The organism is Paenibacillus sp. FSL P2-0322, assembly GCF_037975315.1.
Lineage (GTDB): Bacteria > Bacillota > Bacilli > Paenibacillales > Paenibacillaceae > Paenibacillus > Paenibacillus polymyxa_B.
In genome coordinates this window covers 195,287-217,991 of the sequence record NZ_CP150243.1, presented here as the reverse complement: position 1 = coordinate 217,991, position 22,705 = coordinate 195,287, and the positions used below count along the sequence as shown (strand labels likewise).

22 protein-coding genes and 1 tRNA gene are annotated in these 22,705 nt (G+C 47.7%); 2 read left to right on the top strand and 21 right to left on the bottom strand.

What is annotated here, in order from left to right:
- Nucleotides 1-59: 59 nt before the first annotated feature.
- The gene (gene gap / locus MKY24_RS00975) at nucleotides 60-1,070 is read right to left on the bottom strand and encodes a type I glyceraldehyde-3-phosphate dehydrogenase (protein WP_023986488.1); all 1,011 of its coding nucleotides are present in this window, start codon (nucleotides 1,068-1,070) and stop codon (nucleotides 60-62) included.
- A 94-nt stretch (nucleotides 1,071-1,164) separates the two neighbouring features.
- Complete coding sequence (locus MKY24_RS00970; RefSeq protein ID WP_023986487.1) at nucleotides 1,165-2,202, bottom strand: sugar-binding domain-containing protein; 1,038 nt, start codon at nucleotides 2,200-2,202, stop codon at nucleotides 1,165-1,167.
- 269 nt (nucleotides 2,203-2,471) lie between these two features.
- On the opposite strand from MKY24_RS00970, the gene MKY24_RS00965 reads away from it, so the two are divergent.
- Nucleotides 2,472-2,546 (top strand) — tRNA-Arg (locus MKY24_RS00965).
- Nucleotides 2,547-2,756: 210 nt separating this feature from the next.
- A complete protein-coding gene (gene clpP, locus MKY24_RS00960; RefSeq protein WP_013368815.1) occupies nucleotides 2,757-3,353 on the top strand; it encodes an ATP-dependent Clp endopeptidase proteolytic subunit ClpP in 597 nt (198 codons plus the stop codon).
- A 126-nt stretch (nucleotides 3,354-3,479) separates the two neighbouring features.
- Here the strand turns inward: clpP and MKY24_RS00955 are convergent, their stop codons facing one another.
- The 19 genes from MKY24_RS00955 to MKY24_RS00865 all read right to left on the bottom strand — a co-directional run bounded on the left by MKY24_RS00955 (nucleotide 3,480) and on the right by MKY24_RS00865 (nucleotide 22,678).
- Nucleotides 3,480-4,589 carry a DUF4163 domain-containing protein gene (locus MKY24_RS00955; RefSeq protein WP_023986486.1) on the bottom strand — a complete coding sequence of 370 codons (1,110 nt, stop codon included), beginning with the start codon at nucleotides 4,587-4,589 and terminating at the stop codon, nucleotides 3,480-3,482.
- Between the two features lie 239 nt (nucleotides 4,590-4,828).
- Entirely contained in the window at nucleotides 4,829-5,590 is a 762-nt protein-coding gene (locus tag MKY24_RS00950) for an SIMPL domain-containing protein (RefSeq protein ID WP_013308258.1), read from the bottom strand.
- 272 nt (nucleotides 5,591-5,862) lie between these two features.
- Entirely contained in the window at nucleotides 5,863-6,132 is a 270-nt protein-coding gene (locus MKY24_RS00945; RefSeq protein WP_013368811.1) for an HPr family phosphocarrier protein, read from the bottom strand.
- A gap of 136 nt (nucleotides 6,133-6,268) precedes the next feature.
- A complete protein-coding gene (whiA, locus tag MKY24_RS00940; RefSeq protein WP_013308256.1) occupies nucleotides 6,269-7,213 on the bottom strand; it encodes a DNA-binding protein WhiA in 945 nt (314 codons plus the stop codon).
- Nucleotides 7,214-7,218: 5 nt separating this feature from the next.
- On the bottom strand, nucleotides 7,219-8,205 hold the full coding sequence (locus MKY24_RS00935) for a YvcK family protein (RefSeq protein ID WP_023986485.1): 987 nt from the start codon (nucleotides 8,203-8,205) through the stop codon (nucleotides 7,219-7,221).
- Nucleotides 8,206-8,217: 12 nt separating this feature from the next.
- A complete protein-coding gene (rapZ, locus tag MKY24_RS00930; protein ID WP_013308254.1) occupies nucleotides 8,218-9,117 on the bottom strand; it encodes an RNase adapter RapZ in 900 nt (299 codons plus the stop codon).
- A 72-nt stretch (nucleotides 9,118-9,189) separates the two neighbouring features.
- A complete protein-coding gene (locus MKY24_RS00925) occupies nucleotides 9,190-10,140 on the bottom strand; it encodes an ROK family glucokinase (RefSeq protein WP_023986484.1) in 951 nt (316 codons plus the stop codon).
- A 406-nt stretch (nucleotides 10,141-10,546) separates the two neighbouring features.
- Nucleotides 10,547-11,500, bottom strand: coding sequence for a thioredoxin-disulfide reductase (gene trxB, locus MKY24_RS00920; protein WP_013308252.1), 954 nt, complete (start codon nucleotides 11,498-11,500; stop codon nucleotides 10,547-10,549).
- A 39-nt stretch (nucleotides 11,501-11,539) separates the two neighbouring features.
- Complete coding sequence (locus tag MKY24_RS00915) at nucleotides 11,540-13,309, bottom strand: tetratricopeptide repeat protein (RefSeq protein ID WP_053324372.1); 1,770 nt, start codon at nucleotides 13,307-13,309, stop codon at nucleotides 11,540-11,542.
- 237 nt (nucleotides 13,310-13,546) lie between these two features.
- Nucleotides 13,547-14,371 carry a histidinol-phosphatase HisJ gene (gene hisJ / locus MKY24_RS00910; RefSeq protein ID WP_053324371.1) on the bottom strand — a complete coding sequence of 275 codons (825 nt, stop codon included), beginning with the start codon at nucleotides 14,369-14,371 and terminating at the stop codon, nucleotides 13,547-13,549.
- Between the two features lie 36 nt (nucleotides 14,372-14,407).
- Nucleotides 14,408-15,139 (bottom strand): bifunctional phosphoribosyl-AMP cyclohydrolase/phosphoribosyl-ATP diphosphatase HisIE, encoded by a 732-nt coding sequence (gene hisIE, locus MKY24_RS00905; protein WP_028541874.1) that lies wholly within the window; start codon nucleotides 15,137-15,139, stop codon nucleotides 14,408-14,410.
- The gene (gene hisF, locus MKY24_RS00900; protein WP_053324370.1) at nucleotides 15,136-15,894 is read right to left on the bottom strand and encodes an imidazole glycerol phosphate synthase subunit HisF; all 759 of its coding nucleotides are present in this window, start codon (nucleotides 15,892-15,894) and stop codon (nucleotides 15,136-15,138) included. The genes hisIE and hisF overlap by 4 nt, the downstream gene beginning before the upstream one ends.
- Nucleotides 15,895-15,905: 11 nt before the next feature.
- Nucleotides 15,906-16,637, bottom strand: a complete 732-nt coding sequence (gene hisA / locus MKY24_RS00895; protein WP_264454303.1) for a 1-(5-phosphoribosyl)-5-[(5-phosphoribosylamino)methylideneamino]imidazole-4-carboxamide isomerase — start codon at nucleotides 16,635-16,637, stop codon at nucleotides 15,906-15,908.
- 95 nt (nucleotides 16,638-16,732) lie between these two features.
- The gene (gene hisH / locus MKY24_RS00890; protein ID WP_023986477.1) at nucleotides 16,733-17,362 is read right to left on the bottom strand and encodes an imidazole glycerol phosphate synthase subunit HisH; all 630 of its coding nucleotides are present in this window, start codon (nucleotides 17,360-17,362) and stop codon (nucleotides 16,733-16,735) included.
- Between the two features lie 3 nt (nucleotides 17,363-17,365).
- Complete coding sequence (gene hisB / locus MKY24_RS00885; RefSeq protein WP_068938388.1) at nucleotides 17,366-17,974, bottom strand: imidazoleglycerol-phosphate dehydratase HisB; 609 nt, start codon at nucleotides 17,972-17,974, stop codon at nucleotides 17,366-17,368.
- Entirely contained in the window at nucleotides 17,958-19,271 is a 1,314-nt protein-coding gene (gene hisD / locus MKY24_RS00880) for a histidinol dehydrogenase (protein WP_264454304.1), read from the bottom strand. Before hisD ends, hisB begins: the two co-directional genes overlap by 17 nt.
- A gap of 70 nt (nucleotides 19,272-19,341) precedes the next feature.
- A complete protein-coding gene (hisG, locus tag MKY24_RS00875) occupies nucleotides 19,342-19,986 on the bottom strand; it encodes an ATP phosphoribosyltransferase (RefSeq protein WP_023986475.1) in 645 nt (214 codons plus the stop codon).
- A complete protein-coding gene (locus MKY24_RS00870) occupies nucleotides 19,983-21,188 on the bottom strand; it encodes an ATP phosphoribosyltransferase regulatory subunit (RefSeq protein ID WP_339201240.1) in 1,206 nt (401 codons plus the stop codon). Before MKY24_RS00870 ends, hisG begins: the two co-directional genes overlap by 4 nt.
- A gap of 347 nt (nucleotides 21,189-21,535) precedes the next feature.
- The gene (locus MKY24_RS00865; RefSeq protein ID WP_075153540.1) at nucleotides 21,536-22,678 is read right to left on the bottom strand and encodes an acyltransferase; all 1,143 of its coding nucleotides are present in this window, start codon (nucleotides 22,676-22,678) and stop codon (nucleotides 21,536-21,538) included.
- Nucleotides 22,679-22,705 lie beyond the last annotated feature (27 nt).

The following is a 22,705-nucleotide window of genomic DNA, read 5'->3' as shown; positions in this document are numbered from 1 at the left end:
ATAAAGAGCGGAAACAATAACCTGTTTCCGCTCTATGATGTTGCTCAATAAGACTGTTCTTATTTAGCCAGTTTTGCGAAGTATTCCAACGTGCGGATCAATTGTGCAGTGTAAGACATTTCATTGTCATACCAAGCTACAGTTTTCACCAGTTGTTTGTCGCCAACAGTCAGAACTTTAGTTTGAGTTGCATCAAACAAAGAACCGAAAGTAAGACCTTTGATGTCGGAAGAAACGATTTGATCTTCAGTGTATCCATAAGTTTCAGGATCGGAAGCTTCTTTCATCGCAGCGTTGATTTCTTCAGCAGTTACGTTTTTCTCCAGAACTGTTACCAGCTCAGTCAGGGAACCTGTAGGTACTGGAACACGTTGAGCCGCGCCATCCAATTTACCTTTCAACTCAGGGATAACCAAACCGATTGCTTTAGCAGCACCAGTTGTGTTAGGGATGATGTTTTCAGCTGCTGCACGAGCACGACGGAAGTCTCCTTTAGCATGTGGAGCATCCAAAGTGTTTTGGTCGCCAGTGTAAGCATGAATTGTAGTCATCAAGCCTTCAACGATACCAAATTTATCTTGCAGTGTTTTAGCCATAGGAGCCAGGCAGTTTGTTGTGCAAGAAGCACCGGAGATTACAGTTTCAGTTCCGTCCAGAATTTCATGGTTTACGTTGTAAACGACAGTTTTCATGTCGCCAGTAGCTGGAGCGGAGATAACAACTTTTTTAGCGCCGCCTTTCAAATGTTTCTCAGCAGCTTCTTTAGTTGTGAAGAAACCTGTACATTCCAGAACGATGTCTACACCCAGGTCTCCCCAAGGCAGTTCTTCAGGGTTGCGGTTAGCCAAAACTTTAACTTCTTTACCGTTTACTTTGAAGAAGCCGTCATGTACTTCTACTTGTCCTTGGAAATTACCTTGTGTTGTATCATATTTCAACAAATGTGCCAACATTTTGGAATCTGTCAAGTCATTGATTGCTACTACTTCAATACCTTCCACATTTTGAATCCGGCGGAAAGCAAGGCGTCCAATACGTCCGAAACCGTTAATACCAACTTTAACTGTCATGAGTGAGTTCCTCCCAAAGTTCGTTTAGTTTAGTTTTATATATTCAAGACAGACCCGAAAGCCCGTCAAGACAACACTATTCATAAATCCTATATTAATCATTTAAATAACGACTTACAATCTCAACAGCAGCGCCTTCGTCGGTGACTAGAATGTCCTCTTGCCCGAAACGCAGTACCGCATGAATAGCGGCCGCCTTGTTTTTGCCTCCAGCTACACCTAGAACCGTATCGGTACGCCTAATGTCCTCCAATCGGAGTCCAAGCGTCAGCATTCTGTGAACAACGACGCCATCTTCGTTAAAGTAATAACCAAACGATTCGGCTACCGCTCCTTCACTGCTGATCTGGGCAAAGGTTTCGGGATCAAGTTTACGTCTATGTGCCATCGCTATGGCGTTGCCTATCCCGTGAATGATGATACGACTCTCGCGAATCAGGTTCAATATATCCTGAATGTTCGTATCTTCAAGCAAGGAGTTGTAAGCATGATTGCTGAGCAAATCCGGTACATGGAGCAGACGGTATTGAGCGCCTACCTTGCGAGCCATTGTGGAAGCAATTGTGTTGGCCTGCATTTCCATGCTTTCTCCCAAACCCCCGCGTGCCGGTACAAACCACCCACCCTTAAGTGGGCCATTAGAAGGTAGTGCCAGTTGTTCCGCCACGTCGGCAATTGTCGTGCCACCTGTTACAGCGACCACATCCTCGTCGTCCATAACACTCAGCAACGCTTTTGCTCCAGCGCGCCCCAGCTCCTGCTTTGTTAACGGAGAAGCATCCGAATCCCCTGGAACGACAACCACCTTCCTCAAACCATAGGCTTGACGAATCTGGTCCTCCAATTGGGACAGGCCGAACAAGTTGTTCGCAATCGGCTCCAGCTGTTCCAGCAGATCCAGTCCTGCTTTGCTCACCTTCATGCCTACACTCTCAATCTCAATTAGCCCCTGAGCTTTAAGAAGATCGGTTTCGGCGCGCAACACGCGCTCAGTCATGTTCAGTGAAGCTGCCAGTGTTCTGCGTCCAACAACATCGGACAGCATAATCTGATGCAGGATCGTGTACCTTTTTTTCAAAACATCCATGAGGTCGGGCAGAAGCTGCTTCTGTATTTCTAATATCTTTCGCATGCTTTCCACTCCCGCACACTTCTAAGTTCTGTCTCTAATGCTCTATCTCTAACTGGTCTCAAAACGTCCCGGGATAACTTTTTAAGTCCCACGTATATCTTAACCAATATTTGCTCCATATGCAAGTCTATCTGAACCTATATTTCTCAACCATTTATCTGAATATGCGCATTTAATAAAAGCTTGCAATTCACTGCTGTATATCATATAATCATCTTTGTTTCCAATTAGCTGTTTAATTAGTTAGTTGTTTGCATTGAATCAACTATGCGCCCGTGGTCCAACGGATATGACGTAGGCCTCCGGAGCCTGAGATCGAGGTTCGATTCCTCGCGGGCGCGCCATTTTAAATGAACGCTTAGATGCTTCTATATAATGTTTTAACCAATAAGAGCGCTGAGGGCTCTTTTTTTTAATCATTAGTTTGACTTTCTTTGACTTTTTGTTTGAAATTGTTTATCATGTGGTTATTACGGTAACAGTTTATAAATAAGGGACGTGTAATCGGCATGTCCACCAAATCCACTAACGATATTTAAGGGAGGTTTTTTGACGTGAGCTATGTTCCTATGGTAGTAGAACAAAGTAACCGCGGCGAACGCGCCTATGACATTTATTCCAGACTGTTAAAGGATCGCATTATTTTGTTAGGCTCGGACGTCAATGACGTTGTAGCCAACTCTATAATTGCGCAAATGCTGTTTTTGGCTGCCGAAGATCCTGAAAAAGATATTCACTTGTATATTAACAGCCCTGGCGGTTCCATTACAGCTGGTATGGCCATTTTCGATACGATGCAATACATTAAACCTGACGTATCTACGATTTGCGTAGGTATGGCGGCTTCCATGGGCGCGTTTTTGCTGAATGCAGGCGCCAAAGGTAAACGTTTCGCTTTGCCAAACAGTGAAATTATGATTCACCAACCACTGGGTGGTGCACAAGGTCAGGCAACGGATATCGAAATCCGCGCACGCCGCATTCTGAAAATGCGTGATAAACTGAACCGCATTCTCGCAGATCGCACAGGCCAACCACTGGAGCGCATTGAAAAAGATACAGACCGTGACTACTTCATGTCTGCTGATGATGCCAAGGAATACGGTATTATTGATAAAGTGCTAACTAGCTCCTCTCCAGAAGGTGTATAAGAGAAGAAATTCACCTCTTTCGATAACTGGTAAATGAAAAAGCTGCTCCGGACTTTCTTATCCGGTAGGCAGCTTTTTTGCATTATTGTTTTTTAGGTTATAGACAATTGGACTTATTTATTTCTACTATTCATTCTGTCCCGCAAAAGGCTTTTCGCCTTGAGGCAGCAATTGACCGAACGAGTAGGTAAACTCCGGAATTCCATACGCGTATGGCGCATAATCATACAAATCAAACACGATTGTTACTCCACTGTTCGTCACATAAAAATTCTGATCTGCCGCCAGCTCTTTAAATTTGCCGAATCCTTCGCCAGCCTGAAGTGCATCGATTTTTTTCTTCAAATCAGCATTGAGGAACTTTTTGTAGTTCGGATTTGCCTTCAATACGTCAGACAATTGCTGCAGTTTACCATCAGCGAGCGAAAACGTATATCCTTTACGTGCCGTCATGCCATGTGCGCCACCCGTATACGAGTAGTCCTGCATAATCACACTCAGAATACCATCTTTGTTATAGGCAATCGCAAAATCATTTCCAAACTCATACGGTCTTTCTGTTGTAGCCTCTCCCTCAGCCATCATCTTTTTGCCTGCTGCCAATATACCTTCTGCATGCTTTTTAAGCACATTGTTAATGGCCTGTTGAGCCTCAGAATTCAGCTGGCTACCGCTGATTTGCGGGTACTTAATCTTGTAGGACACCTTCGCACTACTCGAAGCTGGAAGTGTTTGAGACGCAATTGTAATCGGATTTAGCTGGCTTTTACTCAGCGTTACTGTTTTCTGAGCTGCATTCCATTGAGCATCTATGCCCAGATAGTCTTTCAGCAAACTCATAGGAATATATAGCTTCCCAGCGATCTGTTTGGCATCCATACTACGTGTATTGATTCCATTGACGTTGACGTAGGCATCCGAGGAAGAAGCCATAATGTAAAGTTTATTGTACCCGCTACCTACGGTATATGTCGCTGTTTTCGCATCATAGCTTACTGGAATCCCCAAGCTGTCGCGCAGTGCGGCCACCGGAATCATTGTACTCCCGTTCACTTGGACACCTTTAGCGGGCAACGTTTTACCATTCCATTGGATGGTGATTCCTGGTTGCTGTGTTGTCGCTTGCTGCTGTTTCGTCGATGCTGCCTGGATATAGGAAACGGGAACAGCTGTGACTCCTGCGAAAATCCCTGCCGCCAGCAGTGCTGAACCCCATTTTTTTGCATGCTTACTCATATTAAATATTCCTCCTGTTAATGATCTGTATTGTCTATGTGTGATAACTACTTTTATTATTATATCTATACCCTATTGTATGTAGTTTACAATCTGTACACTCTCCGATTTCAATATGTACACCTAATAACCCTTAGCTATGACAGACTCATTACAAAAAGGTTTCGGTATACAAAAAAAGCCAGCAAGCCAGCCTGCACATGATGCTGGCCGCTTGTGGCTTCGTTTGATGATCTATATTAGTTCATTTCGTATTGAGCCGACACCTGAACTTTCACTGTTACTTGCCCCGATTGTATCTCTGTCCCGCCACCTGCTACGTCCAAGAGCGATTTTGACATGGCATTTTCACGTTGTGTAAAGATTTGTGCTTCTCCGCCATCTACCGTCACACTCACAAGAGCACCTAACCCGCGTTTTGCTGCCTTAGCTACAGCACTGGCTTTAGATTGTGCGCTTCCCAATGCCTTAGTAATGGCTTCTTCTTCATAAGTCGAAGGATTTTCCACGGAAAAACGTACATTATCTACGTTATTGGCTCCGGACTTGGTCGCCTCATCCAACAACTGACCGATTTTATCCAAATCGCGGTATTTGACGGAAAGTGTATGGTTGGCAGTGTAGCCTTTGAGCTTCTGCCCTTCTTTTTCGTTATAGGTGTAGTTAGGCTGTACATAAAACTGGCTGGTCTGAATGTCATCTGCACTAATGCTCCACTTTTCTTTCAGCAGTTGTGTAACCTTGTTCAATTTTGTAGCATTGGCTTTTTGAGCAGCGGCTGCCGTATTCCCTTCCGATTGTACACCGATAGAGAGATAAGCAATATCGGGCTTCGCCAATACTTCCCCGCTTCCAGTCACATTAATTACACCGTTTACCGTCGAAGCTGTTGACGCAGCATAAGCACGATCTGCCCCCGTCCATAATCCTCCTGCTACTCCCCCTGCCATTAATGCTCCTGCGAGAACTGCCGTGGCTACTGTTTTTGTCCAAAGTCTCATTGAATTCAACCTCTTTCTTGAAAATGTTTGTACCTTCCAGACGGAAAAGACGGAAAAAGGTTGCAGCCAAGCGTACAAATTTCCGAAACAGAGCATGACCACGGGGATTTTAATTATTTATAGTTTGAACTTAATACGGTGTCTATATTCAACAAATCCATCCATAAAACAGTTAACGGAGGAGTTTTCGAAGACTTTTTTCTGGATACAAAAAAAGCCCCAAAGGGGCTTTTCACTAAGAGCATACACCATATCACAAAGCAAATCTTTGTTTATTGATTTTCCAGCTCTACCTTACTAACCAGACTTACTAAAGCGTTTACAGCCTGTTCGGCGTCCGCACCTTCAGCACTAATATTGATTTCAGTACCTGTACTGATGGCAAGACTCATAATACCCATGATGCTCTTGGCATTAACCTTTTTGTCTTCTTTTTCCACAAAAATCTCAGATGAATATTTATTCGCTTCCTGTACGAACAACGCAGCAGGTCTGGCGTGCAGTCCTGTTTTCAAGCGTACGACTACCGGATGTTTTGACATGTCAGCTTACCCCCTCATCAAATAAATCTGGACACTACTTACTCCATTTTATTTATCACATTATAACATTAACCCGGGACAGACACTAGAAAAAAAACTAAAAAAACCGGGGCTGAAAGCCCCACGGACATTCTTTTTACGGAATCAGGCCATTTTCGCCCCTGATTTTGTCAGCCATCTCATCAATTTTGCGAAGCCGATGATTTACACCCGATTTACTCACGACCCCTTTGAGCATTTCCCCGACTTCTTTTAAATTCAAATCGGGATGAGCGAGTCGAATTTCTGCCACTTCACGCAGTTTATCCGGCAAGGTCTCCAAACCAACTTCCCTCTCCAGCAACTTAATATTCTCAATTTGCCGGACAGCAGCTCCGATCGTCTTGTTCAAATTAGCCGTTTCACAATTGACAATGCGATTTACGGAATTGCGCATATCGCGCATAATGCGTACATCTTCAAATTTGAACAAGGCTTGATGCGCCCCAATGATGCTAAGCAGCTCAATGATCTTCTCGCCTTCCTTGATGTAGAGAATAAAACCTTTTTTTCGCTCAATACAGCGAGCATTTAGGTGAAACTCATTCGCAAGATCAACGAGTGCCTGACAATGCTCCTCATACATCGAAGAAATTTCAAGGTGGTAAGACGATCCTTCAGGATTGTTGACAGAGCCACCTGCCATAAAGGCGCCCCGCAAATAAGCCCTCTTACAACAGTTTTTCCGAACGATATCCCGATTAATCCCGTCAGTGAACAAGAAACCTTCTGAAACGATATAAAGATCCTTTAACAGCTGTTGCACACCATTGGGAATACGGACAATGTACACATTATTTTTTTTCAAGCGCATTTTTTTCCGTACAAGCAGTTCGATATGAAGTTGAAAATGCTTCTTGATCAAGGAGTAAATCCGCCTTGCAATCGCGGCATTTTCTGTGGACACGTCCAATATCACCCTTTTATTCGACAGTTGTACGGATCCGAGCATACGTATGAGCGCAGATAGTTCCGCTTTCTCACAGCAGGACTGGCTTTCAATCATCGTAAGCTCTTTTTTCGTTTGTGCCGCAAAGGACAAGGGACTCACCTCCTTCTTAATATCCAGTTTTGTACCAATTGGTAAATATGCTGGCTCAATTTGTCGGCATCATGCCGTAGATACGTACGGAACAGAACTAATGTATCTGCCACCACTTTATATCCCCGATCGGTCAGCTCGCCCATGTCTACTTGAACTGGCTTAGCGCCCTGCTCGGCATACATTTCCTGTACTTGGGGTGGAATTTCTCCGTTATTTACAATGACATAGTCGAAGAGATGATGCCCTACATGCTCAAAAATAGCTTGCAGGTGATCTCCTACCGTATAGCCATCGGTTTCTCCAGGCTGGGTCATAACGTTACAGACAAATATTTTGATAGCGTCTGATTTTACTACAGCTTCAGCGAGTTTAGGTACAAGCAGATTCGGTAATATGCTGGTATATAGACTGCCGGGGCCAATCAAAATCGCATCAGCCTCATTAATGGCCTCTACAGCCTCAGGCAACGGCTCCACGTGAGTCGGTTCAAGAAAGACGCGTTTGATTCGTCCGCCCGCTTCCGGGATCTTGGACTCTCCGGTAATCACCGTGCCATCCTCCATTTCGGCACTTAGCACAACGCCTTCCTCAGCTGCCGGCAGCACGCGTCCCCGGACAGCAAATACACGGCTAAGCTCACGCACCGCCGTTACAAAATCTCCCGATATATCGGTCATCGCTGCTAAAATCAGATTACCCAGGCTGTGGCCTGACAATCCTGATCCCGCACCGAAACGGTATTTCAGCATATCTGACATCACTGGTTCCACGTCAGCCAAGGCAGTCAGCACATTGCGAATATCCCCTGGAGGGGGCATCTGCAGCTCACTGCGCAAAATCCCGGAGCTTCCGCCATCGTCAGCGACTGTAACAATAGCCGTAATATCTAGCGGCTTTTGCTTTAAGCCCCGCAGCATGACGGACAAGCCGGTTCCGCCGCCCATAACAACAATACGTGGGCGCTCCCGTTGTGATCCGGTCTCTTTCATGATTTCACCTCATTAATGCCGGTCCCGATCAGCATCCCGATGCGAAACAGAAACAGATTCTGTCTCGCTGGCACCCAGCATTTTTCCTAAATACTCCGATATTGCAACAGAACGATGCTTACCGCCAGTACAGCCAATGCCGATAATGACCTGGCTTTTGCCTTCTTTGCGATATTGCGGAATCAAAAAGTGTAACATATCCAGCAACTTGGTCAAGAATGCCTGAGTCTCGGGCCATTTCATGACATAATCATATACATCGCTATCCTGTCCCGTGTGGGGACGTAGTTGGTCCACATAGTGGGGATTAGGCAGGAAGCGCACATCGAATATAAGATCGGCATCAATGGGAATACCATACTTGAAGCCAAAAGAAGTAATGTTCACGGAAAGCATACTGCTCTCCAGATGAGAAAATCGTGAAATAATCCTCGCCTTTAAGGTTGCAGGCTTCATCACACTTGTATCAATAACCTGTGTAGCCGAGCTTTTTAATTCTTCCAACATCTTGCGCTCCAACCGAATCCCATCCAAAGGCATGCCGTCTGGAGCCAGCGGATGACGTCTACGGCTTTCCTTATACCGCTGTACGAGAACGCCATCATTCGCATTTAAGAATAAAATTTCACAATGAATCGTAAAATGATCTTTAATATAATTCAACGATTCAGACAAGGCGGTGAAAAATTCTCGTCCGCGTAAATCAATTACGAGTGCCACCTTGCCTATTTTACCGTTAGACTGCTCAATCAACTCGGCAAATTTGGGAATCAGTACAGGAGGCAAATTATCAACGCAGAAGAAGCCCAAGTCTTCCAGGCTCTGAACCGCAATGGTCTTCCCTGCGCCTGACATCCCCGTAATAATAATGAGCGTTGCCCACGGCGCAGCATTTTTTAGGTTATCTGTCATATGGACTTCCCTCTCCTTTTGCTTCTTCGCTCTATGCCAGTACCCGTATTATCAGTAACCTGTGGATCAGGATCAGGAACGTAGCAACAAACCAGCTGCCCCTACGATACCTGCGTCATTGCCCAGCACAGCTGGAACAATCGATACCCCTTTTTGAAGGGGCTCAGGTGCCAGTTTGGTGTACACGCGACGCATCTCTTCAAACAAAAAGTCGCCTGCTTTGGAAACACCGCCACCTATGATAAACAACTCTGGATTAAGCACAGCGGCAACTGCTGCCATAGATTTCCCCAAATAGAAAGCAGCACGGTTCACGATACGCAGAGCGACTTCATCCCCGGCTTTAGCAGCATCAAATACTTCCTTGGCAGCAATTTGATCTTCCAGCGCCAGAGAGGTCCGGTCGCCACGTTCCACAGCGTCCTTGGCCATACGAATGATGCCTGTTGCGGAAGATACAGTTTCCAAGCAACCCATTTTGCCGCATCCACACTGAATAGCCTCCAGATCAGGTACGACACTGATATGGCCAATTTCTCCGGCCATGCCCGAAGAACCTTGGTATATTTTACCGTTTATAATAATGCCGCCACCTACTCCTGTTCCCAGGGTATAGCATACGCAGTTTTCTATGCCTTTGCCTGCACCAGCCCAAGCCTCACCCAGCGCAGCAACATTCGCATCGTTGTCTATTTTCACAGGCTTGCCAATCCGGTTCTCTAGGAGCGCACGGATCGGTACGTCACGAAAGCCAATATTAGGAGCGAGGACAATAATACCATCACGAACATTCGTAAAACCTGCAACGCCTGCACCGACACCCTTTAGTTGATCCCACTCATAAGGAGATTGCTCAACAATATGCCGCACATATTTTTCGATATTACCGATGACAACGTCTACACCTTTATCGGTTTCGGTTGGTCCCTCATATGTGTGCAAAAGCTGTCCGTTTTCATTACAAATGCCGACTTTAATCGCGGTACCGCCCAAATCGACACCTACATAGATACTTTCAGACATGTTCCAAGCCACCTTTATGTTTACTTAAAAACCTGGTATGAAATATATGCTTACAATTCCTACTTCATAATAGTAATCCTACGTTCCAACTATAATTGAAGCCCCCGTTACGGTCAAGGACACTTCCTTGTTGAAAAGTGTACGATTAGCGGAATTTTTAACCTCATGCACCCATAAGAAAAACGTCTATTGACGTACTTTCAAGGAAGCCAGACCACGCTTAACGGAAATTTTTCTTGCGATTATAGATTGTTCAGCTCCGCTGAAAACTTATAAATTCTATAATCATAAAAAGGAGAAAGCCTGTGCAAACGCAGCAGGCTTTCTCTTCCTGAACAAAAGATGCGGCATAACAGAGGTTTCCTTCGCTCTCCCGTTAGCCTTTTTGTATACCATAGACACGCTTTTATTGATCCAGTGTTTCGCTCCAGTCGTGAACAGCACTGCCTTCGAGATACTTCTCGCAGTCCATAGCCGCCATACAGCCCGTTCCCGCAGCCGTAATAGCTTGACGGTAACGGTTATCCTGTACGTCCCCACAGGCAAAAACTCCGGGGATGTTCGTTTCCGTTGTGCCTGGCTTTACTACAATATAGCCGTGTTCATCGGTATGAATTTGTCCGTTCAGGAAACCTGTGTTCGGTGTATGCCCGATGGCTACGAACACGCCATCTACCTCAATCAGCTCATCCTGATTGGTCTCATTATTGTGTACCTTCAAACCTTTTAAGCCAGCTTCTCCCGTCACAACTTCCAGAGGAGTCCGGTTTAATGCCCAATGTACTTTTTCGTTCTCACGCGCACGATCTTGCATAATTTTGGATGCCCGCAACTCATCGCGACGATGGACCAAGGTTACACTGGAAGCAAAACGGGTCAAGAAGCTCGCTTCCTCCATGGCTGAATCGCCACCGCCAACCACGACAATCTTTTTCCCGCGGAAAAAGAATCCATCGCAAGTTGCGCACGTGCTGACTCCGCGACCTACATTGTCCTGCTCACCCGGAATGCCTAGATATTTGGCGGACGCACCTGTAGCAATAATGACCGACTCCGCCTCAATGATACCTTTACCCTCTACCTTCACTTTAAAAGGGCGTTTGCTGAAATCTACTTCCTCTACCCATCCGGAAGTAAATTCAGCGCCAAAACGTTCAGCCTGCTTGCGCATATTATCCATCAGTTCAGGCCCGAGGATACCTTGCTCAAAACCCGGGAAATTTTCAATTTCGGTCGTTGTAGTAAGCTGCCCACCGGGCTGCATCCCTTCAATGATCAGCGGATTCATGTTAGCGCGTGCCAAATAAATAGCGGCTGTGTAGCCTGCAGGACCTGTACCAATAATTATGGATTTATACATACGTTTGTTGCCTCCTTTAAGTGATGTTTGGAGCAGGTCTCAGACCTGCTTTTTAAACGTGGAGAGCGGTTGCTTCAACTTCTGTTTGATACCACACACGCTGTCAATCTGGCGTGCATAGCGGCTTACGGTCGATACGGAAATACCATAACGATCGGCTACTTCCTGATAGGTGACTGAATGATGATGCATTTTAGCTGTCAAATATTCCAGCGCCGCTGCCCATCCCTCAGTATGCTGAACCATCGGAACTTCCGGGGCAAGCCGATCCAAATACTCCAGCCAAAGCGATCTCAAATCGTGCTGCATGGCCGGATCTGATGGCTTGCTCATGACGGTCAGTACCTTATCCAGCACTGCCTGCCATTGTGGATCGACCGGGGAAGCAGATACATCACCTTCAATTGTATGCGGATCGTTCTCAACCTCCAACTGATCAGAATGTTCCGTTTCCGGGTACGTTTTCTGCTCACCCTGCTCCGCCAGCTCTTGCAATACTTGCAAGGCACGGCGTTTCAGTTCATCCTCCTGGTCCGGGTCTTCTACGAAGGACTCCAGTGCCTGACGCACCTCATCATCACCGATTAGGCTTAACGCCTGAATGACCTGAAGCTGAGTCGCCCGGTCCCCGTGGCGCAAGGCCCAGAAGAAGGATGACCGGATTAGCGGGTCCTTCTTCATACTGTCAGGCACCTGGTCAGCACCAAACTTCTCCCACATGCGGAATTGCTCCTCAAACGGGAGATGATAATGATAGCTGAGCACTTGCAGCGGTGTACCCTCCTGCTGGAGTTCCTCCAATCGGGACAGGAAAAACCGCGGAACTTCCGAGGAAGCATCCTGCTTTTGCAAATGACTCCACAACCGCCGAGCTTCCGCATATCTTCCCGTATTGCTGGCAGCTACCGCCGTGTAATGGTACAAAGAAGCGTCCGCATTGTTCTCTCCATCGCCATGAAGCAACCTGCGGAAATGTCTGTAGGCCTCCTCATGGCGTCCGAGAATCCCCATAGTGGTCGCCAGCTTGAATACCTGCTCCTCCTGAAACGGTATAGTAACCGCCAAAGTCTGCACCAGACGATCCAATTCCGGGCCGCCGCCCTCGTGCTGATAAAAGATCGCCAAGTTGCACAATGCGTGTAAATTACCCGGCTCATCTTCCAGCACTTGAATAATGGTAGCCTTAGCATTTTGGAACAATCCCATGTAGTAATACGCCAGCGCCAGATTATTCCGCGCAGCGAACATATCCGGTTGTTCCTCTGAAATTTGCTTGAGCAACTGGGCTGCCTGAGCAAATTTCCCCTCCTCCAGCAGGACACGAGCCTGATCATGCTCTACTACTCCCTGCCGGGCCTTAATGCGGTTCAGCTTCGTTGGACGGTCCAGCTCATAATAGAGCAGCTCCATCATTTCCTCCGCTTCATCAAGAAACTGGCCTTCTTCGTCCTCCTCCAGGTACGTGACCAATGCTTTCTCCGCTTCTTCAAACTGCTCCATATTAGCGTAATTATTCGCCATATAGAAATAACACTCTGTCATCGACGAGTCTACGTCACTCAGAACAGAGGACAGGATCTCATTCGAACCTGCATAATCCCCCATCTCTGATAATATACCCGCCATATTGCAATGATTCACCGGATTATCCGGTTCATATTCAACGGCTTTGCGAAAATATTTCAATGCCTTGTCATAATGATTGCGATCAAGCGAGCGCACAGCTTTCTCAAAAAAGAAAGATGCGTCGAAACGCAAAGCAATAATTTTAGGGCTAGGTTCCGATACTCGCAGATGTTTCCCTTTCATAAATAACCAAGGCACCTCCTTTAAAAGTAACTGGCATGTTCATACCCTTCAGTATACCACAACTTCAAAACGACTTGACAGTCGATCCTACCTCATTCCAAAAAACGGATACATGCTCGTATACCGATAGATATATATACAAGAATACGCTAAATAGCCGAGCGCTTTTTCCCTGTATAAATAGGGAGCGTTCGGCTAGCCACTGGATATGATACTTAGACCCAATAAACGTAATAATTAAAGCGTCAGCGGCACCAGCGAGCGCTCGCGATGCTGAAATACGGCAAGCTCGCGATAACCGACTTCATATAGAAGCGCGCGTGCCTTCTCCAAGTGCTCGGACAGCTTCGCCGGATCATGAGCATCCGATCCTACGGTCAGCGGGATGCCTAGCGAAAAAGCTTCTTCCAGCATGCGGCGGCTCGGGAACATCTCGGCACAGGGCTTCGAAAGCCCTGATGCATTCAGTTCCATCACCCGACCGCTACGGGCAACAACTGAGAGTGCGGAGCGCTCCAGTTCACGCAGCTCCTCCATTTCCTCCGACTTCGGATGATAGCCGAAGCGCTTAATGACATCCAGATGACCCATGATGTCATACAAACCGGTAGCTGCCGCCTTGGAAACTGCATCATAATACGTGCGGTACACCTCAAGCACATTTTTGCCTTCCCAATGGTGTACCTGACGGAAGTCCGTGACATCCCATTCACCGAGAAAGTGGACGGAACCAATCACATAATCCCAGGGATACGCGGTGATGATGTCCTCGATTTCTCGTTCCCAGCCCTCGATGTAGTCGCCTTCCAAGCCAACACGAATATCAATTTGCCCTTTAAAACGTTCCTTCAGTTCCAAACATTCTTCCACGTATCGGGGAAGCTCCTCCATAGGCATCGCCATTTCCGGATAATAGTCAGCCGGTTTTACATGCAGTAGTGGCATGTGATCGGACAAGCCGAGCTGATCCAGACCCAGCCGAATTCCCTGCTGTACATACTCTTCCAGACTCCCTATGGCATGCCCGCAGCGGGCGTGATGCGTATGATAGTCGATTTTCATGCGACCCTCCCCCTTTCAACACTACAACAAACCGTACTAATCACGACGAGGACGTTCATGACGGCGATTCAGCTCAGCCAGCACGTCATCGAGCGGTAGCTTGCGCTCCTGCAACAGCACCAGCAGGTGATAAATCAAATCGCTGACCTCCAGGCGCAGTTCGTCATTATCTTTATTTTTGGCGGCAATGATTGTCTCGGATGCTTCCTCGCCAACCTTTTTCAAGATTTTGTCTACACCTTTATCAAAAAGATAAGTCGTATAGGCCCCTTCAGGACGTGTCTCTTCGCGCTCCTTAATAATCGCCTCCAGCTGGGCAAGCACCTCAAAGCGGTCTGCTGAAGCATTGGAAACATCATTTACCAGCGTGTGGTCTCCTGCATTTCCTGCAACAGGTGCTACAGCCGTTCCTGGCGCGGAAATATCACGAAAAAAGCAGCTCGTTGCTCCTGTATGACAGGCAGGACCACTCGGAATGACACGTACCAACAGGGCATCACCGTCACAATCCAGCTGGATGGAGGTGATTTTTTGCGTATTCCCCGAAGTAGCCCCCTTATGCCACAGCTCCTGTCTGGAACGAGACCAGAACCAGGTCTCTCCCGACTCCAAAGATAGTTTCAGCGACTCGCGGTTCATATAGGCCAGCGTCAGCACCTGAAGCGTAGCATCATCCTGCACAATCGCCGAGACAAGACCTGCCTCATTCCAGCGGACATTATCCAATATCTGCTCCAGAGATAGCTGTTGGTTCAATTCGTTGCTCATCGTATCTCCACTCCTCTGCGCTTCAAATCCCGTTTTAGCTCAGGGATTCCTATTTCTTTATAGTGAAAAATCGTTGCTGCTAATCCAGCATCCGCTTTGCCCGCCGTAAACACGTCATAGAAATGCTCCTGTTTGCCTGCTCCGCCAGAAGCGATAACTGGAATCCCGACGGTATCCGACACCGCGGAAGTCAGTGGCAGGTCAAAGCCGTCCTTGGTTCCGTCCGCATTCATGCTGGTCAGCAGAATCTCACCGGCTCCCAACTGCTCAGCTTCCTTGGCCCAGGCCAAGGCGCGGATACCAGATGGCGTGCGGCCTCCGTGCGTATACACTTCCCACTCGTCCCACGCCTTGTTGTACTTGGCATCAATGGCAACAACGATACATTGTGAGCCAAAGCTGCGCGCACCCTCCGCAATCAGCTGAGGGTTACGGACAGCTGCCGTATTTACGCCGATTTTATCAGCTCCGGCACGCAAAATGCGTTTCATATCATCGACATGAGATATCCCGCCACCTACGGTGAAAGGAATGGCAATTTCCCCGGCTGTCTGACGAACTACTTCTTCCATGGTGGCACGCCCTTCAACTGAAGCAGAAATATCCAGAAATACGATTTCGTCTGCCCCTTCCCGGTCATAAAGCGCCGCCAATTCCACCGGATCGCCTGCATCGCGTAAGTTCACAAAATTAACGCCCTTAACCACCCTGCCATCCTTTACATCCAAGCAGGGAATAATACGTTTAGCCAGCATGCCTACTCCCCCTATGCCTTTGCTACAGCTTGTACGGCGACCTGTAAATCAATGCTGCCTGTATACAATGCCTTACCCACAATAGCACCGCCCACACCCTCTTTCGCATAGGTGCTCAGCGTGATTAGATCGTCCATCTTGCTGACACCGCCGGAAGCGATCACGGTTCGTCCACTGCTTTTCGCAAGGGCTACGATAGCCTCAACATTCGGGCCTTGCATCATTCCGTCGCGGGAAATGTCTGTGAAAATGAACGTTTCAGCTCCCTTGGAGGCCAACTCAGCAGCCAATTCGTCCGCTCGAACCTCCGAGGTTTCAAGCCATCCACGCGTGGCCACATAGCCATTCCGTGCATCCAGACCAATGGCGATCCGATCACCGTAGGTACCCAATACCGCTTCCGTAAAAGCACGATCCTCAATCGCTGCCGTCCCCAAGATCACACGGCTCACGCCCAGCGACAACAGCCGCTCCACATGTTCACGTGTACGCAGGCCGCCACCCACTTGTACAGGCACTTGCACCGCAGAAGCGATGCGCCCAATGAGCTCATCGTTCACCGGTTGACCTGCTTTAGCACCGTCCAAATCAACCAAATGAATGTAGGAGCCGCCCAAACGCTCCCATTCTTGGGCAACCTCCACCGGGTTTTCGTTGTATATCGTCTCCTGGCTATAATCTCCTTGTACCAGTCGTACACATTTGCCATCGCGAATATCAATCGCCGGGTATATCGTGAACAAAGTATGACCCCCTTGTGAGCTATTCAACATCTATATGCCTTTACATCAATTAACGACCAAAGTTGGCGTACCTCCAACTGCAAACTCACGAATCGTTACGCTCGCTTTTCCGCTTCCGCTAGTTCCAAAAACTGACGAAGCAGTTGCATCCCCATTTCCCCGCTTTTCTCTGGGTGGAACTGCATGCCATATACATGGCCTCTGCCCACGATAGCCGTTACGGGCCCACCGTAGTCGGTCACCGCCAGCAGGTCACTTTCGACCTCCGGCTTCGCATGATAGGAATGCACAAAATACACATGTCCTTCCTCCAAGCCCTGTAGCAACGGGTGATCCGGCTGAGTCATACGCAGACGATTCCAGCCCATATGCGGCACTTTAACCCCCAGATCAGGAGCAAACCGAATAACCTCGCCTGGTAAAATATTAAGCCCTTCGTGACTGCCGTATTCTTCACCACGAGTGAATAACAGTTGCATTCCTAGACAAACACCGAGCAGCGGTTGTCCAGCGCTTGCAACCTCCTGAATCACCCGATCCAATCCGCTGGAACGCAAATGCTCCATAGCGTCCCCGAATGCCCCTACACCCGGCAAAATCACACCGCTGGAGGAACGAATCACTTGGGCATCTCCCGTTACTACAGCCTCATAGCCAAGACGCTCAACCGCCTTGCTCACACTATGCAGATTGCCTCTGCCGTAATCCACAATGGCAATGGACATGGACTACAGCACTCCCTTCGTTGAAGGCACTCCCGTCACTCGCGGATCAATGGAGGTCGCTTCATCCAGTGCACGTCCCAGTGCTTTGAACACCGCCTCAATCATATGGTGGGTATTTTGCCCGTAGTGAACGATGACGTGTAGCGTCATGCGAGCCTCCAACGCAAATTTCCACAGAAATTCATGCACCAGCTCTGTCGAAAAGCTCCCTACCTGCTGTGATGGATACTCCGCACGATACTCAAAATGGGGTCGGTTACTCAGATCAATGACAACTTGCGCGAGCGCCTCATCCATCGGTACAAAGACGCTGGCATAGCGCTTAATTCCTTTTTTATCACCCAACGCTTTCAGCAAGGTTTGCCCCAAACAAATACCAATGTCCTCCACGGTATGATGATCGTCGATATCAACATCCCCTCTGGCCTGTACATTAAGATCAAATTGTCCGTGCTTGGTGAACAAATCCAGCATGTGATTCAGAAAAGGAACATCCGTTTCAATCTCAGCTTGCCCTGTGCCGTCTACTGCAAAAGATAGCTGAATATCCGTTTCGTTCGTCTTTCGGCTGACGCTGCCTGTACGTCCTGTTACGTTATTTTCGTTCCCCATCGCCATCCACCGCCTTCTTTTCATTGTCCAATCGAACTTGTATCGCCCGTGCGTGACCTTCCAGTCCTTCATGGCGGGCAAGCTGCATAATCGTCTCTCCATTGCGCAGCAGTGCTTCCTTGCTGTAATAGATCATACTCGACTTCTTGATAAAATCATCAATATCCACTGGCGAAGAAAACCGCGCCGTTCCATTCGTCGGGATAATGTGGTTAGGTCCAGCAAAATAATCGCCTACCGGCTCCGAGCTGTACGCTCCCAGGAAAATAGCTCCCGCGTTTTCGATCAGACCCACATGCTCCATCGGCTGCTCTGTCATAATTTCCAAATGTTCTGGCGCCAGTTGGTTTACAATATGGATACCCTCTTCCAAAGTGTCGACGACAATGATAGCCCCGTATGCCTCCACAGATGCAGCAGCAATATCTCTACGCGGCAGCTCTGCCAATTGGCGCTGTACTTCAGCTGATACTTCTTTGGCCAAGCGTTGCGAGGGCGTAACCAGTATGGCTGAGGCCATTTCATCATGTTCCGCCTGTGAAAGCAGGTCGGCCGCTACATAAGAGGCATTCGCCGTGTCGTCAGCCAACACGACAATTTCACTTGGTCCCGCTATACTGTCGATATCCACCGCGCCGTACACCTCTCGCTTCGCTAGCGCTACATAAATGTTGCCGGGACCGCAAATTTTATCGACTGGTTCAATGCTATGTGTTCCGTAAGCGAGAGAGGCAATCGCCTGCGCTCCGCCAACCCTATATATTTCCGTTACACCAGCCTCTGCCGCAGCTACCAGTGTATATGGATCTATCCCTGCCTTGCCGCCTGTCGCCGGGGGTGTCACCATGACAATCTCCGGTACACCAGCTACCTGAGCGGGAATGACATTCATCAGCACCGAGGATGGATAGGCTGCTTTACCGCCCGGAACATACACGCCTACACGTTTCAACGGTCGGATAATTTGGCCGAGCAAGCTACCATCCGGCTGTAAATCCATCCACGAATTACGTTTTTGCTTCATGTGAAAAGCACGGATATTATCCGCCGCCTCTCGAATCGCCTGTAAAAAAGAAGGCTCTACCTTGTCATATGCCGCCTTCAATTCTTCCTCCGTCACACGAAGTTGCTCTGCTACCAGCGATACACCATCAAACGATTGCGTATACCGCAGGACAGCCTCATCCCCCTCTTGGCGTACCGAATGAATAATGGTACGCACAGCCTCATTTTGCTCAGGTGTGCCGTAATCCACCTCCCGTTGGAGGCTGAAATCACGGGCTGATACGATCTTCATTTGTCCATTCCCCCTTACTTGCAAGCTTGCAGAATGCCCTTTTAACTATTGGCTTATTCCTTTAGTTCATTTATTCACGGGGTGCCACCGCATTTGGAATCACCTGATGCAATCGGTCACACAACGCCTGAATCGGGCCGTTTTTCATCCGGTAGCTGACCCGATTGGCAATCAGACGACTGGTAATATCCAGTATGCTGATCTGCTCGACTAATCCGTTCTCCCGCAAGGTTTGCCCCGTTTCCACCATATCAACAATGCGGTCTGCCAGACCAATTAACGGCGCCAGTTCAATGGAGCCATTCAGCTTAATAACCTCCACCTGCTGACCTTGCTCCCGAAAATACTGGGAAGCCACGTTCGGATATTTTGTAGCGACCCGCTGACGAATACCTGGCTGCCAATCTGGTAAAGCAATCACCGACATCCGACAACGGGCAATTCCGAGATCCAGCAGTTCATACACATCCTTGTTTTCTTCCAGCAAAACATCCTTGCCCACAATGCCGATGTCCGCCGCCCCATACTCCACATACGTAGGAACATCGACGGGCTTCGCCATAATAAATTCCATGCCTAGCTCAGGCAGTGGAATGACCAGTTTACGCGTTTCGTCCACATCCAGTGGAATCGGAACCCCAGCCTGGCGAAACAGCTCGGAAGCCTGCTTATAAATCCGTCCCTTTGGCATGGCTACCTTCAACGTTTCCGTCATGGCAATTCTCTCCTTTGTACTGGCTGTCTTCCTTCGGCTGTATAGCTGTATACCTCTGCGTACAGGCCATGCTGTTCACGACGTCGATCTTCCGTTCCGCCCGTGAGCCCTGTCACTACAGTAAGGCCTATTGCGCGTAGCTGTGCCGCTGCGGATAACGCCTCTTGGCGTCCCTGTGCGTCATAACGGATAAGTACAGGAAGCTTCGTCTCCATTTGGATACCATCCACACCATCGACGATCCGGTTCGTCTTCAATGCAAATCCCGTTGCAGGTACGGATCGACCAAACTGCTGAAGCAGATTGTCATAGCGGCCTCCGTTGCATACCGGGAACCCAATCTCCGCTGCATAGCCCTCAAAAGTCATTCCTGTATAATATGAGAAATCCCCGATCATGGTAAGGTCGATTAACACATGCTCAGATACGCCGTAAGCCTCCAGCACTTCCCACACCTCGCACAAATGTGCAATGGATCGAATCGTCTGCTGCTCCACACTAAGACGGGTAGCCTGGTCACAAATTTCTTTTCCACCGCGCAACCGAAGAATAGCTTCCAGCTTATCCCGATGTTCGGGAGCCAAGCCCAAAGCTTCAATCGCTGTTCGGTAGCCCACTACATCACGACTGAGCAACAGTTCCTTTAGCGCATGTTGTTCAGCCTGACGGCCGGGAATGATTTCCTCAAATAAGCCGTTCAGGAATCCCACATGTCCCATGGCAATTTTAAAAGAGGTCACCCCTGCTGCCTGTAATGATGCAATTGCCAATGCTACAACTTCTGCATCAGCCTCAGGCGAATCATCACCCACCAGCTCCACACCCGTCTGAAAAAACTCCGCTTCTCTTCCTGCTTCTTCCTCAATCGCCCGAAATACATTTGCGTGATAGGAAAGTCGGAGTGGTACTTCCTCTTCCTTTAGCAACGAAGATACCACCCGTGCAATCGGAGCGGTCATATCCGATCGCAGCACCAACGTGGTTCCCCGGTTATTGAGCAATTTAAACAGCTTCCGATCGGAAGTAGAACTAGCCACTCCCACCGTATCGTAGTATTCCATCGTAGGCGTCATAATCTGGCGGTAACCCCAACGCTCCATGCATTCGAGTACATTCAGTTCAATGGCCCGCAGCTTCGACACTGCACGCGGAAGATAATCTCGAACCCCTACAGGGATCTCAAATCCTTTTGGCTTAGACATCTCTATCACCTCATGATTTCACAATATCTTTATCATGGTAAAGTGCTAACAAACTAAAGTATATTCGATATATTATCATGCCCTACTTGTGAACGTCAACCGAACAGCGCAGCCCTTTTTTTTACGGATTCGCCAAGTGGCTGCCCCTCTCTATATTTTATCCAATGCAAAATACATGAATCCTATATGAAAAACATCTATCAACGTATTCTCCGGAGCAAGACCGCGCTTACGGTAATTTTTGTGCATATAGAGTTGTTCAGCTCCACTGAAAACTTATAAATTCTGTACTCTAAAAAAAGACTGCCAGCTTTAAGCTAACAGTCCAAATCAAAATATTTAGCTATTTATCTGTTCTCTTTACTCCGGGAAGGAAACTTTGGAACCGTGCCCAAACCGATCCATGCAAATGGTACATATCGAAAACACAACGTCACAATCAGCCATGAGCCAAACAGCGCCAACAACCATCCACCCGCAACAGAGAAGATATATTCTACCGGCGTTCCTTGGAAATCTAACTTGCGATACACCCGCAATAACGCTGGGTGAAGTAAATAAATGCCGAATGAGCATGCCCCCAGCCAACTGATTAACATTCGCAACCTATCGTTAGTATGACGATATAATAAGACCGAGAACTGAAACAGCACCAGCGCAGAGACGAGGGCATATGCATTATGGAGCAGTTCATAGATCAGCGAGTCTGCATAGATGGCTTTGCGGTATGCTACAAACCATATTTGCACATAAGCTATACCCAGGAGTAGCCAAGCCACCCACAAGCCCCACCAACTGATCAACTGACTGCGACTAATTGCCGTACCTGACACCGGTAAAAGCCACTTTTTAAACCCTTCATATCCAATTGCTACAGCTGCACCCAAGGCAAAATAACTGATATACGTAATCGCAAGACTTCCTCTTTCCTCTTGCCAAACGTATTTGTTCAGCAATACAAACCCCCATTGAATGACTAACCCTACTATCAAAATGACAAAGGCTGCTCTCCGTGGACTCGATATCGAATGGCATAAACGCTGCACTCCCCACAGCAACAGCGGAAAGACCAAATAAAATTGGATGATGATGATGACATAATACAAATGCGTGTATGCCTTTCCCGTTAACAGCACGAGCGGAAGATCACTGAGCGGCATCAACCCACGTGTTACCAAGGTCAAATAATACACAAGAGAAAACAAAACGTACGGTAACACAATAAACATCAGTCTTTTTCGGAAAAATATAAGCATATTCTTACCACGAAGCGGCCTATCAACATAATTGTAAAATAAAACAAACCCGCTCACAAAAATAAATACGGGCACTGCAAAGCTACTAAACACATTTAAAAATAAAAAAGGATAAAACAATAGAGAATGACGCGCATCAATTAAAGCCATTGAAGTCGCATGAATGGTAACAACGGCTGCAATTAATATTCCCCGGTAAATATCAAGCTCTGGTATACGTTCTTTTTTGACCAAATCAACACGCTCCCATATCGCCTTGCA

Coding starts and splice junctions, on each gene's coding strand:
- MKY24_RS00870 (WP_339201240.1), bottom strand. CDS start 21,188: ATGTCTAAGCCAAAAGGATTTGAGATCCCTGTAGGGGTTCGAGATTAT.
- hisH (WP_023986477.1), bottom strand. CDS start 17,362: ATGTCCATTGCCATTGTGGATTACGGCAGAGGCAATCTGCATAGTGTG.
- rapZ (WP_013308254.1), bottom strand. CDS start 9,117: ATGACAGATAACCTAAAAAATGCTGCGCCGTGGGCAACGCTCATTATT.
- MKY24_RS00970 (WP_023986487.1), bottom strand. CDS start 2,202: ATGCGAAAGATATTAGAAATACAGAAGCAGCTTCTGCCCGACCTCATG.
- MKY24_RS00955 (WP_023986486.1), bottom strand. CDS start 4,589: ATGAGTAAGCATGCAAAAAAATGGGGTTCAGCACTGCTGGCGGCAGGG.
- MKY24_RS00945 (WP_013368811.1), bottom strand. CDS start 6,132: ATGTCAAAACATCCGGTAGTCGTACGCTTGAAAACAGGACTGCACGCC.
- hisD (WP_264454304.1), bottom strand. CDS start 19,271: ATGAAGATCGTATCAGCCCGTGATTTCAGCCTCCAACGGGAGGTGGAT.
- hisB (WP_068938388.1), bottom strand. CDS start 17,974: ATGGGGAACGAAAATAACGTAACAGGACGTACAGGCAGCGTCAGCCGA.
- MKY24_RS00950 (WP_013308258.1), bottom strand. CDS start 5,590: ATGAGACTTTGGACAAAAACAGTAGCCACGGCAGTTCTCGCAGGAGCA.
- hisJ (WP_053324371.1), bottom strand. CDS start 14,371: ATGAAAATCGACTATCATACGCATCACGCCCGCTGCGGGCATGCCATA.
- hisG (WP_023986475.1), bottom strand. CDS start 19,986: ATGACGGAAACGTTGAAGGTAGCCATGCCAAAGGGACGGATTTATAAG.
- trxB (WP_013308252.1), bottom strand. CDS start 11,500: ATGTATAAATCCATAATTATTGGTACAGGTCCTGCAGGCTACACAGCC.
- hisIE (WP_028541874.1), bottom strand. CDS start 15,139: ATGAGCAACGAATTGAACCAACAGCTATCTCTGGAGCAGATATTGGAT.
- gap (WP_023986488.1), bottom strand. CDS start 1,070: ATGACAGTTAAAGTTGGTATTAACGGTTTCGGACGTATTGGACGCCTT.
- hisF (WP_053324370.1), bottom strand. CDS start 15,894: ATGCTGGCTAAACGTATTATTCCCTGCTTGGATGTAAAGGATGGCAGG.
- MKY24_RS00915 (WP_053324372.1), bottom strand. CDS start 13,309: ATGAAAGGGAAACATCTGCGAGTATCGGAACCTAGCCCTAAAATTATT.
- MKY24_RS00925 (WP_023986484.1), bottom strand. CDS start 10,140: ATGTCTGAAAGTATCTATGTAGGTGTCGATTTGGGCGGTACCGCGATT.
- MKY24_RS00935 (WP_023986485.1), bottom strand. CDS start 8,205: ATGAAAGAGACCGGATCACAACGGGAGCGCCCACGTATTGTTGTTATG.